Genomic DNA, 16,148 nt, shown 5'->3' with positions numbered 1-16,148 from the left:
GGATACCGTCGCGCCATGTTCCTACTCCTCCACGGCCGCCAGCAGGTCCGCGTCCCGCAGGATTTCGCTCACCACCACCGGGTCCAGGGTGGCGATGCTGACCCGGCCTTCGTTGTCCCAGGTGCCCCGGCGGCGGATGCCGATGCGGGGAATCCGCTGCCGGGGCTCGAAGGAGAGGTCCCCCACCACGGTGCCCGGGTCCATCTCCAGTTCCGCCTCCAGGCCGCCGGGCAGTTCCTTCTGGAACCAGCCGACCCAGCCGCCGTCCTGGGCCTCGCCCCGCTCCCAGCCCCGGTTGGTGAGCCCCATGAGGCTGCCGGTGGCCACGGTCTTGTCCTTGAAGCGGGTGATCTCGCCGCTTTTCTGCTCCGCCTCGGTCAGGGTGTAGGTCTCCCGGCCCAGCTGCCGGAAGGGCTGGAGGATTTCGTAGTCGGCGAAGATCTGGCCGAACTCCCCCTTCAGCACCGGGTCCATCTCCAGCACATGGGCAACGCCGATCTCCACCTCCTGGGGCAGTTCGTAGAGATCGTCCTCCCGGTTGGCCAGGCTCAGGTCCTCGGCCACCCGGAAGGCATCCGCCAGGACCCCGTCCCGATACACGCCCCAGACCAGGCGCCGGGCCAGGTGGCGCATCAGCGGATGCTCCAGGAAGAATTGCCGGAACTGGGCCGGACTCCAGCGCCGCCTACCGCACATGCCCTGCTCCAGGCGGATCAGCTGCAGGCTGGCGATGGCCTTGGCGTCCTTCTTCATGGCCTTGTAGCGCTCCACGGCAGCGGCGGACAGTTCCGGATGGTCTTTCTGGTTCGGCTTGGGCAGGTCCTTGAGACGGCTGCCGTCGGCGTCCTTGACGAAGGGTTTCAGGCTCTCGTCGAAACCCACGAAAAATTGTCGGGGGCCGAAATCCAGCACCAGGGTGCCGTTGTCGTCCAGGCCCAGGTCGGGCACCAGCCGGTCCGCCAGCTCCTCGGGGGTCAGGCCCCGGGCCTCCGCCACCTGGGCGATCTTTTCCCGGGCCCGCTCCTGGAGGGCCTTGAACTTCACCTTGCCGGCGATGCCGTTCAGGTGCATCAGGGCCACGTCGGTGCCGATGGCGGCCAGCAGGTTCAGGCCCGTCACCGCCCGGGCATGCCCGCCTTCCCCGGGCCATTCTCGGATCTTGGGCGCCAGCCGCCGGGCGGTTTCGTCATTGCCCAGCAGCCCCAGAGCGGCAAAGGCCCAGCCTTCCTTGCTGGGCGCGCCCGCCGCCTGCCAGGCTTCGAACAGGTCCCAGGCGAACTCGGCCAGAGATTCCGGAGTGCAGGCGGCGCGCACCACCTCCAGGCCCCCATAGGGTTCCCCCAGAGTGCTGATGCTGAGCATGTTGCCCAGGTATTCCTGCGCCTGGACCGGCAGGGCGCCGCCGCTGCGCAACTGGGGCCGGCGCAGGGCAGCGGGGACGAAGAAGGCGGGCAGCTTGGGCATCCGGGCCGGCACGATCAGGGTGGGATCCACGGCCAGGACCTGGTCCACGGCGGCGGCCGCCGCCGCGCCATAGGCCCCGGCGCCGCTCCGCACCTGGGCCTCCAGGCCGTTCTGGGCCAGCCAGCGCAGGGCGTACTGGGCATTTTCCCGGGCCTTCCGGTCCTGCCCCAGGGCCAGGGGCACCAGGGCCTGGATGGCGGTTTCCGGATGCTGTTTCAGCCAGGCCTGGGCCGGGCCCCTGGCCTTTTTGGTGTTCTTCAGGGCGTGCGCCGCCAGGGGAGCGACTGCGGCGGCACGGCAAGGGAGCAGGAGCGCCAGCCCCTGTTCCGGGAAGATGTTCCCGTAGGCCAGCAGGCCAGGCAGGAAGCGGGCCCCATGACGCAGCAGCAGGGCCTGCACCGGTGTTTCCAGGCTCCAGCTGCTCCAGTGCCGGGGCGGCATGAATTCCCAGACGGCCAGGGCCATCTCGGGGGGCAGTTCCAGGAGCAGATGCACATCCTCGTAGTAGTAGTTCTTGCGTTCCAGGTCCCCCTCCTGCAGGGCTCCGCCCGCCAGTAGACGCTCCCGGCCTGCGGGCAGGATGTCCAGTTCGCCCAGGAGGTAGATTTCCCTGGCCTGGGGCTTACCGGCCTTGACGGACTTGAGCCGATTCTCCAGCCAGGCGGGACGGGTATAGGCGGCAGCCCGGGCTTTATCCGCCTCGGACCAGAGGATGTCCACGGGGGATTCCCGGGGCGTCAGGTCCAGGACGGGGATGGGGGCCGGCCGCTGCTTCAGGGTCCAGGGCGGGGTGCGCAGCAATTCGGGCAGGGACTCGAAGGGCGCTTCCTCGGGCATGGAAAGCTGCTGCAGCAGGCTGGTGAAGGCCTGGCGCTCCCCGTCGTTACTGGCCTCCAGGGCCGCCGGCACGGATTCGGGCAAACGCAGGGCAAGACGCACGGCCCAGGCCTCCAGGTTGCGGGCCGGATGGCGCTGGCAGAGGGCGATGGCCTCCCGGAGCAGGGCCACGGGCCAACGCTCGGTGAGCTTGTCCAGGGTGTCGCGCACATCCCGGTTGTCGATGCGGGCCAGCAGGGCGGGCAGCAGTTCGGGGGTGGCGCAGCGGCTCAGCAGGCGCAGCACCTCCTGACATTCCCCCCGGGTGCCGCATTTATCCAGGAACAGCAGCAGCAGCTCCAGGGCCCCCACGTCGTGCAGCTGCAGCTGTAGCAGGGCCGCAGGCTGGGCATACTGGACGTAGAGCTGGCGGCGCCGGAAATGGCGGCAGGCGGCTGCGACGGACATGCAGCAGGTGTCCAGCCACCAGGTGTCACCTTCGGGGAGAGCCCGGGCAACGCAGTCTTCGGCCCAGGCGGACTGCTCCGGGAAGAGGTAGCAGATAGCGTGATCGAGCAGATCATCCCGCCCCCGGCGCGCCGTGGCGAGCGCCAGGCACTGCTGATGGAGCCCCGCATCCGCCGCCGCAAGGCCGGCCCGCAGGTAAGCGTAGCCCCCCTGCTGGCTGTACCACCAGGAATGCTGGCGGGCCATGGCCGGGCCGCAGTCGAGCAGGACCTCCAGGGCAAAGGGCAGGCCGTGCAGGGCCACGGCCATTTCCAGTTCCCAGGGCGCCTGGTTGCGGTCGTTCCAGTTGCGCCAGCAGCAGCATTGCAGGAACAGCTGCCGCCAGGCCGCCGGGTCCCGCCGCTCCAGACGCCCGGGCTGACAGTGCTCGCGCATGCTGGCCTCGGACCAGAAATCCCCTTCCACGGGGGCGCCGTGTTGTATCAGTTCATCCCAGTAGCGGCGGGCGTACTGCTGCACCTGGTCATCACACTTGAGCGCTTCCTGGATCCGCTCCGGCCGGACCGGGAATTCCCCCAGGCGGATGCCCCGCAGCACCGGCAGGGACTGGCGCAGGCCCTCGGTCCAGGCAAATCCCCCGGTGGGCCAGACCAGGGGCAGAGCCGGGACATCGGTCCGGAAAGCCGGTGAGGCGGCCGGGGCAGGAGGGGAAGCGGGCTGCACCGCCGGCTCCGGGGAAGCTGCGGCCTTGGACGCAACGGCCTGGGACACAAAGGCCTTAGACGCCACAGCCGCAGCCGCCCCGACCGGGGCTGCTTCAGGATGGGTAGCGGCCGGCTGGGACGTGGGCAAGGCTGGCGTTCCGCTGGCCGGGGCCGGCGCCTCCGCCCCGCCGCCCACTTCCTGGTAGCCCTTGCCGGTCTTTTCCCGGATCAGCTTGGCTTCTTCCTGCTGGGCGGCCTGGGCGCTGGCGAAGGTCTTGCTTTTACTCTGCCCCTGGGTGCCGATGCGCCCGAATCTCACCGTCAGTTCCGCATCGGTCACCGAGACTTCCCAGAACTTGCTGGAAGTGCCCTCCACCAGTTCAAAACGCCGCATGCCCTGCCCCTCGAAGCTCGTCAATGGAAGCGGCAAGTATAGCCATAAAGCATAGAGAACCGGGCGCTCAGGCGGCTTTGCCAGGCAAGGCTGCAGCAGGCCAAGAGCACCATATCTAGTAGCAACAACACACCACACAACTACATCTAGTCAAAAACTCCGTTGACACGGCCTCTACCCCCCGCCTAAACTCCGGCCCCAGACGTGTCAGGGAATCCGGTCCCGGCGGAAACATCCGCCCCATTCCGGAGCTGCCCCCGCAACTGTAGTCGGTGAGTTTCACGCCATCGGTGCCACTGGATTTTTCCGGGAAGGCCGGCGCGACGCGATGACCCGAAAGCCAGGATACCTCGCCCGTCCAGATCACTTTGTCGAACGGAGCGGGGTGCCTCCAGGACGATGACGGCCCCTGTCCGCAGGCAGCTGGCGCATCCCGCCTGCCGCTTCCGCAAGACCGGCCACATCCTCCAACACCCCGAGCCACCACCGGGGAGCGTTGGAAAATGCAGAGTTCACACACCGTCACGGGCGGCCAGCAGGTGCTGGAAGCCGCCTACCAACACCACGAGCAGGGTTCCGGCGCCGGGAGTTTCGCGCCGTCCGGTGCCGCCAGCCTCGAAGTCATCCGTCGCAACGGCAACCTGGTGCCCTTCCAGCCCGAGAAGATCGCCGTGGCCCTGGCCAAGGCCTTCACGGCGGTCAAGGGCAGCCAGGGCGCCACCTCCAGCAGTGCCCGGGAAGTGGTGCACCAGCTCACCCAGAACGTGGTGGATGCCCTGCTGCGTCGCCGCCCGGCCGGGGGCACCGTGCATATCGAAACCATCCAGGATCAGGTGGAACTGGCCCTGATGCGGGCCGGTGAACACGACGTGGCCCGGGCCTACGTGCTGTACCGGGAACGGCAGGCGGAAAAGCGCGCCGCCGAACAGCAGGCGCCCCAGGCAGGGACCGGCCTGCAGGTGCTGGACCAGGGCCAGCGCTGCCCCCTGGATACCCGCGCCCTGCTGGCCCGGGTGGAGGCTGCCTGTGCCGGCCTGGGGCCGGTGGTATCGGCCCCCACGGTCCTGGAACAAGCCCTGAAGAACCTCTACGACGGGGTGCCCCTGGAGGATGTGCACCAGGCCCTGATCCTGGCAGCCCGCACCCTGATCGAGCAGGACCCGGCCTACGACAAGGTCACCGCCCGGCTGCAGCTGTTCGCCCTGCAGCGGGAAGTGCTGGGCCATGAAGTGAGCCCGGAAGCCATGGACGGAGAAACCCGGGCCAGCTTCACCCGCTTCGTGAAGCAGGGGGTGGAGGCCGAGCTCCTGGACCCGCGCCTGCTCGAATTCGACCTGCCCCGCCTAGCCGCCGCCCTGGAACCGGGGCGCGACCTGCAGTTCGGCTACCTGGGCCTGCAGACCCTCTACGACCGCTATTTCCTGCACATCGACGAGCGCCGCATCGAACTGCCCCAGTTCTTCTTCATGCGGGTGGCCATGGGCCTGGCTCTGAACGAGATCGACCGGGAAACCCGGGCCATCGAGTTCTACCGGCTCATTTCCAGCTTCGATTTCATGTGTTCCACGCCGACCCTGTTCAACGCCGGCACCCGCCACTCACAACTGTCTTCCTGCTACCTGACCACGGTGAGCGACGACCTGGAAGGCATCTACCAGGGGGTCAAGGAAAACGCCCTGCTGCAGAAGTACGCCGGCGGTCTCGGCAACGACTGGACCCCAGTGCGGGCCCTGGGCAGCCGCATCAAGGGCACCAACGGCAAGAGCCAGGGGGTGATTCCCTTCCTCAAGGTGGTCAACGACACCGCCGTGGCGGTGAACCAGGGGGGCAAGCGCAAGGGCGCCGTGTGCGCCTACCTGGAAACCTGGCACCTGGACATCGAGGAATTCCTGGAGCTGAGGAAGAACACCGGGGACGAGCGGCGCCGCTGCCACGACATGAACACCGCCCACTGGATTCCCGACCTGTTCATGGAACGGGTCATGGAAAACGGGGAATGGACCCTGTTCTCCCCCAACGACGTGCCCGACCTGCACGAAAAATTCGGCCGCGCCTTCGCCGAGGCCTACACGGACTACGAGGCCAGGGCTGCCCGGGGCGAAATCCGGCTGTGCAAGAAGGTCTCCGCCGTGCAGCTGTGGCGCAAGATGCTCACCATGCTGTTCGAGACCGGGCATCCCTGGATCACCTTCAAGGACCCCTGCAACCTGCGCTCGCCCCAGCAGCATGCCGGGGTCGTGCACAGCTCCAACCTGTGCACCGAGATCACCCTTAACACCTCCGACACGGAAACCGCCGTGTGCAACCTGGGCTCGGTGAACCTGCCCGCCCACCTGCAGGACGGCCCCCAGGGCCCGGAACTGGACCTGGAAAAGCTGGCCCGCACCGTGCGCACCGCCATGCGCATGCTCGACAACGTGGTGGACATCAACTTCTACGCCACCCCCAAGGCCAGGAACGCCAACGTGCGGCACCGGCCCGTGGGCCTGGGCATCATGGGCTTCTCCGACTGCCTGCACCAGCTGGGCCTGCCCTATGCCTCGGAACAGGCGGTGGAATTCGCCGACCGCTCCATGGAAGCCGTCTGCTACCTGGCCTACCAGGCCTCCACCGAGCTGGCCGAGGAGCGGGGCCGCTATTCCAGCTTTGCCGGCAGCCTCTGGGACCGGGGCATCCTGCCCCTGGATTCCATCGCCCTGCTCGAAGCAGGCCGGGGTCGGCCGGTGGCCCAGGACCGCAGCAGCACCCTGGACTGGGACGCCCTACGGACCCGCATCCGCCAGGTGGGGATGCGCAACTCCAACTGCATCGCCATTGCCCCCACGGCCACCATCTCCAACATCGTCGGAGTCTCCCAGGGCATAGACCCGGAGTACCAGAACCTCTACGTGAAATCCAACCTCTCCGGCGAATTCACCGTGGTCAGCGAGGCCCTGGTGCGGGACCTGAAGGCCCGGGACCTGTGGGACCCGGTGATGGTCGCCGACCTCAAGTATTTCGACGGCTCCCTCGCCCGCATCGAACGGGTGCCGGCCGACCTGAAGGCCCGCTATGCCACCGCCTTCGAAATCGATCCCAAGTGGCTGGTGGAAGCCGCTTCCCGACGCCAGAAATGGATAGACCAGGCCCAGTCCCTCAACCTCTACCTGGCCACCCCCTCGGGCAAGAAGCTGGACGAGCTCTACAAGCTGGCCTGGGAAAAGGGCCTGAAAACCACCTACTACCTGCGTACCCTGGGCGCCTCCCAGGCCGAGAAGCTGGCCGGAAATCGGAACGAGCCTGGAAACGAGCCCAGGGACGAAGCCCAGGAAGGCGACGCCGCGCCCAGGTTCTGCGCCATCGACGACCCCACCTGCGAGGCCTGCCAATGAGCGCCTATTTCGACGATTGGGACGACGCCCCCGTGCGCTTGGCCCCCCCTCCGCAACCGTCCCAGGCCCCTGCGGCTGCCCCGGGCAGCCTCACCCCCCGGGGCCCCGCTCCCGCCAGCGCCGCCGGCCCTGCCCTGGCGCCCATCCGCGCCGCCGACAAGCGCATCGTGAACGGCCAGGGGGACATCAACCAGCTGGCCCCCTTCAAGTACCCCTGGGCCTGGGAGTTCTTCCTCACCGCCAACAAGAACCACTGGACACCCACCGAGGTGAACATGGCCCAGGACGTACAGGACTATCACCACAAGCTGACCCCGGCGGAACGCCACGTGTTCGAGAACGTGCTCGGCTACCTGACCACCTCGGACATCCTCGCCATGCGCAACATCGGCCTGGCGGTGATGGAAAAGATGACGGCGCCGGAACTGCAGATCTACCAGGCCCGCCAGGTCTTCGAAGAAGCCCTGCACACCTGGACCTACCAGCACTGCATCGAGACCCTGAACCTGGACCAGGGGGAAATCTACAACCGCTACCGGGTGGTGCCCGCCATCCACGGCAAGATCGCCCTCTCCAACCGGCGCCTGGAGCGAGTGCTGCGCTCCGACCTGGACCTCACCGACCGGGACAACCTGCACGAATTCGCCCTCTCCTACCTGTTCTTCGCCGGCATCTTCGAAGGCTGCTGGTTCTACAACGGCTTCTCGCCCATCTTCGCCCTGCAGCGCCGGGGCCTCATGAAGGGCACCGCCGAGCAGCTCCAGTACATCATGCGCGACGAGGTACTGCACTGCGCCTTCGGCATCCGGGTGGTGCGCGAGCTGATCAAGGAAGAGAACCTGAAGCTGGACCCGAAGGCCGTGGCCGAGCTCTGGCAGGAGGCCGAAGCCGCCGAGGACGCCTACGCCCGCTACATCCTGCGGGAACCCATCCTCGGCTACAACGCCGAGCTGCACCTGGGCCAGTTCCGCTTCGTCGCCAACCGCCGGGCCCGGCAGCTGGGCCTGGATGAGCCCTACCCAGGCGCCGAAGCCACCCTGCCCTGGCTGGACGAACAGGCCAACCTGAGGAAGGAAAAGAACTTCTTCGAGACCCGGGTCACCGAGTACCAGAGCGGCGGCAGCCTGGCCTGGGAATGAGGCCCCCCGCCTCTGAAGGCCCCTTTCGGCCCTCGCGGCAAATGATAATGATTTTCACGAATCGCAAATTCTTGTAGCATTCCCCCCATTTTTCTCACAGGAAACATGATGCAAACCCGATTCAAGCCCAAGCCCCTGGCCCTGATGCTGCTGGCCGGTTTCCACTGCAGCGCCTGGGCCCAGGAAAATGATCTGCAACTCACGGAAGTGAACGTGGTGGGCCGTGGCGAAGGCCAGGCCTATTACCAGGAGGAAAGCAGCGTCGCCCGTTCCGGCACGCCGCTGCGGGAACTGCCCCAGTCGGTGCGGGTAATTCCCCGCCAGATCATCGACGACATCGGCGCCGTGCGGCTGGAGGAGGCCTACGACTACGTCAGCGGCGTCACCCGCCAGAACAGCTTCGGGGGCCTGTGGGACAACTTCGCCATCCGCGGTTTCGCCGGCCATGAAAACACCGGCCCCAGCTTCCTGCGCAACGGCTTCATCGGCAACCGGGGCTTCAACGCCCCCCGGGACATGGCCAACGTGGAGCGGGTGGAAGTCCTCAAGGGGCCGGCCGCCGCCCTGTACGGGGCCAGCGAGCCGGGCGGCATCCTCAACGTGGTGACCAAGAAACCCCAGTTCAAGGCCGGCCACTCCCTGGAGGTCTATGCGGGCAGCTACGACAGCTACCGCAGCACCCTGGATTCCACCGGCCCCCTCTCCGAGCGGCTGGCCTACCGCCTGAACCTGGCGGTGGAGGACAAGGGCAGTTTCCGGGACCAGGTGGAGAGCGAACGCTACCTGGTGGCGCCTTCCTTCACCTGGGTGCTGTCTCCCGACACCCTGCTCAACTACGACCTGGAAATCCTGCGCCACAAGGCCCCCCTGGACCGCGGCGTGGTGGCGGTCAACGGCCGCACCGGCAGCATTTCCCGCAAGACCTTCCTGGGAGAACCCGGGGACGGCGACGTCACCATCGACAACAAGACCCACCAGCTGACCCTGGAGCATGAGTTCTCCAGCGACTGGAAGGCCAAGGCCGGCCTAGCCTACCGGACCGGGGAATTCAGCGGCTATTCCACCGAAGCCAGCCCCCGGAGCGCCGGGGTCGTGCGCTGGACCACGGCCGGTGCCCCCATCATCGAACGGGAGCGCCGTTACCGGGATTACGATTCCCACGACATTTCCTTCCAGGGCGAGCTGCAGGGCAAGTTCGCCACCGGCACCATCCGCCACGAGGTGCTGGCCGGCCTCGACAGCTACCGTTTCGAGCTGGATCAGCTGATGACCCGGGGCCGCTCCACCAGCGCCTACGGCATCAACATCCACGACCCGGTCTATGGCCAGACGCCCCTGGCCCTGAACACCACACCCGTGGATACCCTGGAAAAACAGTACGGCACCGGTTTCTTCCTGCAGGACCAGATCGCCCTGGCCGAAAGCTGGCGGCTCCTGGTGGGGCTGCGCCATGACCGCTTCCGCCAGGACATCAGCAATCGCAGCAGCGACACCCGGGTCCAGCAGGATCACCAGGCCACCACACCTCGCATCGGCCTAACCTGGCTCCTCAATCCGACCCTGTCCGTCTACACCCTGGCCAGCGAGTCCTTCCGGCCCAACACCGGCAGCGACGTGAATGGCGGCGCCTTCGCCCCGGAAGAAGGACGCGCCCGGGAAGTGGGGGTCAAGTACGAATCGGCCGACAAGCGCTACGGGGGCACCCTGGCCCTGTTCGATATCGACAAGAAGAACGTGCTCACCAACGACCTGAACAACTCGGGCTTTTCCATCGCCGCTGGCGAGGCCCGCAGCCGGGGCCTGGAAGTGGATTTCTCCGGCCAGCTGACCGACAAGATCCGCGTCACCGCCAATTACGCCTATACCGACGCCAAGATCACCAAGGACAACAACGCCGCCCTGCAAGGCGCCCGCCTGCTCAACGTGCCCAGGCACAGCGGCAGCGTCATGGCCATGTACGAGGACGCTTTCTCCGCCGGCCGCTACGGCATCGGCGCCGGGCTCACCCATGTGGGCGAGCGCTCCGGCAACGCCCTCGACAGCTTCAGCCTGCCCGCCTACACCACGGCCCGCCTGATGACCTACTGGAAGCCCAGCAAGAACCTGCGCCTGTCCCTGGACGTGGAAAACCTGTTCGACAAGACCTACTACGCCAGCTCCTATGACGTGTATTGGGTGACGCCGGGCACGCCGCGCACCCTCACCCTCGGCCTGCAGACGAGGTTCTGAACTTGATCCCCCAAGCTGCCCAACGCATCAGCGCCATCGATACCCTGCGGGGCCTGGTGATGGCCCTGATGCTGGTGGATCACGTGCGCGAGTTCTTCTACCTGCACCAACAGGTCAGCGACCCCATGGACCTGGGCAGCGTGGACCCGGCCCTGTTCTTCACCCGCCTGGCCAGCCACTGGTGCGCCCCGATCTTCGTCTTCCTGACCGGTCTGGGCGCCTGGTGCTACGGCCAGAAATTCGCCGATCCCCGCCCGGCCACCAGCGTCTATCTGCTCAAGCGGGGCCTGTTCCTGGTGCTCCTGGAGCTGACGCTGATCAACTTCGCCTGGACCTTCAGCTGGCCGCCCCGGATCATCTACCTGCAGGTGATCTGGGCCATAGGCCTGAGCATGCTGGCCCTGGCCCTGCTGCTCTGGCTGCCGCGCCTCTGGCAATTCGTCCTCGGCATCGCCATCATCGCCGGGCACCACCTGTTCGACGGCCTGCATCTCAACCCCGGCGACACGGGCCAGGTGCTCTGGGCCATCCTGCACGACCGCTCGCTGATCGAGCTGTTCGGGCTGCAGGCGCGCACTTCCTATCCGGCCCTGCCCTGGTTCGGGGTGATCCTGCTCGGCTACGCCGCCGGCCCCCTGTACGGCCGCAGCGCCAGCCCCGAACTGCGGCGCCGCTGGCTGCTCCCGGCCGGGCTGGGTGCCCTGCTGCTGTTCCTGCTGCTGCGCGCCCTGGACGTCTACGGCGAGCACCCGCGCCAGCCGGCCGATACCCTGCTGGGGCAGCTGATGAGCTGGCTCAACCTGACCAAATACCCGCCCTCGCTACTGTTCCTGCTGCTCACCCTGGGCACCGGGCTGTTGCTGCTGGTACGCCTGGAGCGCCGGCCCCTGCCGCGCTTCTGGTCCGACCTGGGCCGGGTGCCCATGTTCTTCTACGTCCTGCACCTCTACCTGCTGCACGGCCTGTACCTGCTCTGCCTGCAAATCTGGGGCCCCAACCAGGGCAGCCGCTACGGCTTCGAACAGGTCTGGCCGATCTGGCTGACCGCCGCCCTGGTGCTGCTCGCCGTCTATCCCCTGTGCCACAGCTTCGCCGCCTACAAGCGCCAGCATCAGGGGGGCTGGCGCTCCTATTTCTGAACCTGGAGAAAAACATGATCCGTCTGCAAAAACTGGCCAGCGCCCTGCTGCTCCTGGCCTGCCTCAGTCCCGCCGCCAACGCCCACGGCATCTGGTTCGCCCAGCGGGCCGGCAAGCTGGCCCTGGTCTACGGCGATGGCGCCGAAGATGGCCCGATCGTCCCCAAGGCCGACAAGATCAGCCAGCTGCAGGCCCTGGACGCCAACGGCCAGGCCCTGCCGATGCTGCTCACCAAGACCGAATACCTGCTGCTGGTGGACACCCGGGATGCCCCGGCCCTGCTCGGCGCCACCCTGGACAATGGCTACTACAGCCAGCAGCGCGACGGGAAATGGGTGAATGCCGCCAAGAGCGCCACCCCCGACGCCATCAAGAGCGGCCGTTACTACAAGCATGCCATCCACCAGAGCGGCGACCTGAACCAGGCCGCGCAGCCCCTGGCGGACCAGCCCCTGCAGATCCTGCCCGTGGAACCCCGGCTACCCAGGAAGAAGGGGGAGATCATGGCGCTGCGCGTGCTCTTCAACGGCAAACCCCTGCCCGGCCTGCGCCTCGCCCCGGACTTCGCCAACGACCCCGACAACCGCTCGGTCAAGACCGACTCCCAGGGCATCGTCAGGATCAAGGTGCCAAACCAGGGCCTGAACGTCATCTACGCCACCCACGAAGCGCCGGCCAGCACCGAGGACGCCGACATCGTCCAGCACGCCGCCACCTTCTCCTTCCTGCTCAAACCCCTGGATCACTGAGGGACGGCGGGTCGCCGCCGATGTGTCGAGGCCCCGTTCCCGGGGCCTCGACCTTCTCCAAGCAGCGACCTGCCTCAGAACAGCTGAGCCAGTTGCTCCGCCAGTCCCCGTTCGTTGGTGAAGCTCAGGTCATACATGGCGGAAAAAGCCCTGGCTTTTTCATCTTCAAGGCCGGCAATGCACATCAGGAACTGCCTGCGCTCCAGGCCCAGGCGCTTCTTCAGGGCCAGATAAAGATCGATGTTCTGGCGAAACTCCCCGCTTTTGCATTCGATACAGACCGGGGTCTTACCATCGATCAGCATGAACACATCCAGTTCGTGGGTCTCCTTGCCCAGATCCAGCTTCAAGCCACGGGCGCAGGAAAACCGTTGCTTGCGCTCTTTGGCATAGCGCAGGCTGGTCATCAGCGCATGCCACTCCAGCCATTCCCCGCTGAAGAAACAGCGGATGGCCGGGGCGCTCTGCAGAATCAGGCGCACATTGTTTTCAGGCTTGTTGTGAAAGCACTTGGCCACGAAGGAAAAATCGTAAAGTTGCTGACAGAACCGGATGATGGCCTTGGCATCCTCCGGGGATTTCTTGTCCAGATTGATGGTGGCACTGGCATGCTCCTTCTGCTGGGACCAGCGTATCCGCTCCAGCACTTCCTTCAGGACAGGCAGATTGGCGCCGATGGCTTCCGCCACTTCATCGAAGAAGCCGCTCGTATCAACACCGCGCAGATTGGCCTCCACCCTGATCTGTTTCTTGCGAAACCAGTCATAGATCGGACCATGCTGCTGGTCACTGGCCAGGGCGTCGGTATTTCCCAGATCAATGCCTTCCATTCCCCCCCCGGGAAGCGCGGGGGCCGGCTCAGCCACCGGTCCCTTCAACTGGGCAATCTCCTTTTGGGCGGAAAAATAGCGCGCCAGAAGCTTTTCTATGAAAAACAAGGTGGGATACACCTGGGCTGGCGCCCCGCACTTGGAGCAATTCAGAGATTGTCCCGCAAGGGAATCCGCCTGCTCGGCAAGCAGACCGCATTTGTTGCAGCGAAAAATGGCCATGGGACAAAACCCCGGATGAAATGCCGAAAGTATACCTGCAGCACCAGGGACCATGCTGCCCCGGGCATCAGCCCCGGTCCGCCGCCTTGCCCGAACGCTCCCCCAGCAGCAGCGCCAGGCGCAGGGTCACGACGATGCCGAAGGAAGCGCCGAGCAGCGCGGCCCAGGACCATTCGGGGAAAAAATAGCTGCCCAGGGCGGCCAGGCACAGGAAAAGGATGGCGAAGAACATGAATGGAAACTCCCTCTCGGCATCAGGATCGCCAGCATGACGATCACGGCCCGGGATTTTCCCCCCCTGGAACCCTTTCGCCAAACATCAGTCCCAAGCTCATGTCCGGATCACTGCTACATGGGATTCCCGTCCATAGCCAGGATTCGAGGCATTTCCTCCATTTGCCGAGAAAGGTCGATCATGGAACAACCTGCCCTGGGCCGCTGGCAATCCGCCATCAGCCCCCTGACCGTCAATGTTTCCCGCATCACCACCTACCAGGCCGCCCCGGAGTTCTTCCTCCTGGAAGCGGATATCGAAGGCGACAACTGCCAGATGGAACTGGACCCGGAGGAATGGGCCATGTTCGTTCACGCCAACAAGCTGCAACACTCCTGAAGCCCGCCTCCCCATGGCCGTGGGCGTGAACTGAACATGCCCACGGCTGCTTTGCGCAATCCCCTGGCAGCCATGGGCCTGCCGCAAGCGCCTGGATGGCTCAGTCACCCTTGGCCAGGGCTTCACAACGCTGGGTGAACTCGCTTTCCCGATGGTAGGAAACCAACAGGGAGTCAGTGGAACGAGTCAGTGCCACGTAGAGGAGCTTCGCCTCCTCCTCCGGGCTCACCTTGGCATAGGGCATGCAGCCCAGATCAGGAATGGCCACCGTGTTGAACTCAAGTCCCTTGCTGGCATGGATGGTCAGCAGGCGAACCCCGGAGCGCCCCAGCAGTTCCTTGCTGGCAGGCACGCCCTTGCGACTCAGGACACCGTGAAAATCCTCGATCTGCCGGTTGAAACGGCAAAGTACGGCCATGTCCTCATAGGGCACCCCGGTTCTGGCCCTGGCCTGCAGCCATTGGGCCAGATGATCAGCTTCTCCGGACAGTGAATCGAAACGCCTGACAAGCGGTTTGCGTCCATTGCGTCCCCCCGCGTCCGGATGGATCAGGGGAGCCTCCTCCGTACCGCTGCTTTCGTCGATATAGGCTGAAAGGAACTGGTAGGAAAAATCCAGGGCCTCGACGGTATTCCGGTAATTGACCTTGAGGATGGTGCTGCGCCCGCTCGCCTTGATACCCAGGCTGGCCCAGGAGACTGAACGGCGCTTCTTCTTGCCGTAGATGCTCTGGGCATCGTCGTAGAGCAGCAGCAGGGAATTGGTTTCCGGATCGATCATCTGGATCAGCAGCCTGAACCACTCCGGCTCGAAATCGTGGCCTTCATCAATCAGGATCGCCGAATACTGGGCCCGGGGAACCCGGCCGGCCTCGGCCCCCCGGATGACCGCCTCCACCTGCCGCTTGTAGACGGGCCGCTCGGATTTTTCCAGGTCCAGCTGATAGAGGTCGCACATGGCCTTGCACCAGCCATGAAAGTGCCGAATATGAACGTTGTCGCCTACGCCCCGCTGACGCAGCATTTCCGTCAGCTTCGCGGCCAGGGTCTTGTTGTAGCACAACACCAGGATGGGCTTGACCAGGTTCATCTTGTCCAGATGCAGGCAGCGGAAAGCCAGCAAAAGGGTTTTGCCGGAGCCGGCAACGCCATGCACGATGCGGTGCCCCTCTCCCAGATTGCGGGCAATCTTTTCCTGCTGGGTATCCATGACCTTGATCAGCTCCGGCAGGAACTGGTTGATCCGCCCCTCCTGGTCCGGTTCTTCGGCCTCGCCACCGAACAGCCCGAGCTGGTTGATCCGCACCTCAGGAAAAAGATGCCAGCGCACCCGGTCGATGCGCGCCAGAGACAACAAGCCGCCGAACTGGTACTGGAACATGTCCCAGAGTCTTTGTTGAAAGGCTTCCGGATCAGTTCCTTCGGTGATTTCGTCCTGGCAGATGACCCGGTCCGAGGGAATCGCCTGCGCCAGACCACTCGCCTCGAACTGACGGCGGCTGATGTTGGTCAGGACCACACCGAAGCCCCAGGGCAGCAGCAAATGTCCGTGATAACGCCCGGGCTCCTGCTGTACCAAGAGCGGATCGCGCTCCAGGATTTCCTTGATGGCCAGCGCGTAGCCCCTGGCCTGCTCCAGGGGATTGACCAGGGTCTTGGGGCCCCGCTCCGTCATGATTTCGGCGCTGAAACGATCCATGCTGCGGATTGTCGGCAGCTTCCAGTCCTTCACCTCCAGGGTCAGGATGCCGCGCCCTGGATGCAGCACGATGAAGTCAGGCCGAAGCTGCTTGCTGCCGACCGGCACATTGATCCAGCAACAATAATCGTCCTCCAGGGTGCGCAACAGACAGGTTGCAAACCGACGCTCTCCGGGGGTGAGCTTCAGGTTCTTGGAATGAATGTCGGGAAAGAAAAGTGCCATGGGCTAGACCGGGTCCGAGCAGCACTGCAAAGCCTCCACCCTGCAGCGCCCCGCCCCGTATTCATGATTTTGAGGTGCGCCTATTC

At 65.5% G+C, this 16,148-nt stretch carries 10 protein-coding genes and 1 riboswitch; of the genes, 6 read left to right on the top strand and 4 right to left on the bottom strand.

Annotated elements, in window-relative coordinates:
* Positions 1-21 precede the first annotated feature (21 nt).
* Positions 22-3,846 (bottom strand): WGR and DUF4132 domain-containing protein, encoded by a 3,825-nt coding sequence (locus G474_RS22225; RefSeq protein WP_026687700.1) that lies wholly within the window; start codon positions 3,844-3,846, stop codon positions 22-24.
* Positions 3,847-4,055: 209 nt separating this feature from the next.
* Positions 4,056-4,197: riboswitch (cobalamin riboswitch) on the top strand.
* Positions 4,198-4,349: 152 nt separating this feature from the next.
* Here G474_RS22225 and G474_RS0115060 point away from each other — a divergent pair.
* The 5 genes from G474_RS0115060 (at position 4,350) to G474_RS0115040 (ending at position 12,473) form a co-directional block, all read left to right on the top strand.
* On the top strand, positions 4,350-7,217 hold the full coding sequence (locus G474_RS0115060) for a ribonucleoside-diphosphate reductase subunit alpha (protein WP_084513791.1): 2,868 nt from the start codon (positions 4,350-4,352) through the stop codon (positions 7,215-7,217).
* Positions 7,214-8,356, top strand: a complete 1,143-nt coding sequence (locus G474_RS0115055; protein WP_026687698.1) for a ribonucleotide-diphosphate reductase subunit beta — start codon at positions 7,214-7,216, stop codon at positions 8,354-8,356. Before G474_RS0115060 ends, G474_RS0115055 begins: the two co-directional genes overlap by 4 nt.
* A 105-nt stretch (positions 8,357-8,461) precedes the next feature.
* Positions 8,462-10,585, top strand: coding sequence for a TonB-dependent siderophore receptor (locus G474_RS0115050; protein WP_245589380.1), 2,124 nt, complete (start codon positions 8,462-8,464; stop codon positions 10,583-10,585).
* Positions 10,586-10,587: 2 nt separating this feature from the next.
* Positions 10,588-11,724, top strand: coding sequence for an acetyltransferase domain-containing protein (locus G474_RS0115045; RefSeq protein WP_026687696.1), 1,137 nt, complete (start codon positions 10,588-10,590; stop codon positions 11,722-11,724).
* 14 nt (positions 11,725-11,738) lie between these two features.
* Positions 11,739-12,473: a DUF4198 domain-containing protein gene (locus tag G474_RS0115040; RefSeq protein ID WP_043464668.1), complete on the top strand. Its 735-nt coding sequence runs from the start codon at positions 11,739-11,741 to the stop codon at positions 12,471-12,473.
* A 74-nt stretch (positions 12,474-12,547) separates the two neighbouring features.
* On the opposite strand, the gene G474_RS0115035 is transcribed toward G474_RS0115040, so the two are convergent.
* The gene (locus G474_RS0115035; RefSeq protein WP_211228124.1) at positions 12,548-13,303 is read right to left on the bottom strand and encodes a hypothetical protein; all 756 of its coding nucleotides are present in this window, start codon (positions 13,301-13,303) and stop codon (positions 12,548-12,550) included.
* Positions 13,304-13,592: 289 nt separating this feature from the next.
* A complete protein-coding gene (locus G474_RS23525) occupies positions 13,593-13,757 on the bottom strand; it encodes a hypothetical protein (RefSeq protein WP_156919288.1) in 165 nt (54 codons plus the stop codon).
* A 183-nt stretch (positions 13,758-13,940) separates the two neighbouring features.
* Between G474_RS23525 and G474_RS0115025 the strand changes: the two genes are divergently transcribed.
* Entirely contained in the window at positions 13,941-14,138 is a 198-nt protein-coding gene (locus tag G474_RS0115025; RefSeq protein ID WP_026687693.1) for a hypothetical protein, read from the top strand.
* Positions 14,139-14,238: 100 nt separating this feature from the next.
* Here the strand turns inward: G474_RS0115025 and G474_RS0115020 are convergent, their stop codons facing one another.
* Positions 14,239-16,062 carry a DEAD/DEAH box helicase gene (locus tag G474_RS0115020; RefSeq protein WP_026687692.1) on the bottom strand — a complete coding sequence of 608 codons (1,824 nt, stop codon included), beginning with the start codon at positions 16,060-16,062 and terminating at the stop codon, positions 14,239-14,241.
* Positions 16,063-16,148 lie beyond the last annotated feature (86 nt).

It is taken from the genome of Azovibrio restrictus DSM 23866 (assembly GCF_000429665.1).
GTDB lineage: Bacteria > Pseudomonadota > Gammaproteobacteria > Burkholderiales > Rhodocyclaceae > Azovibrio > Azovibrio restrictus.
This window is presented reverse-complemented; position numbering and strand designations above follow the sequence as displayed.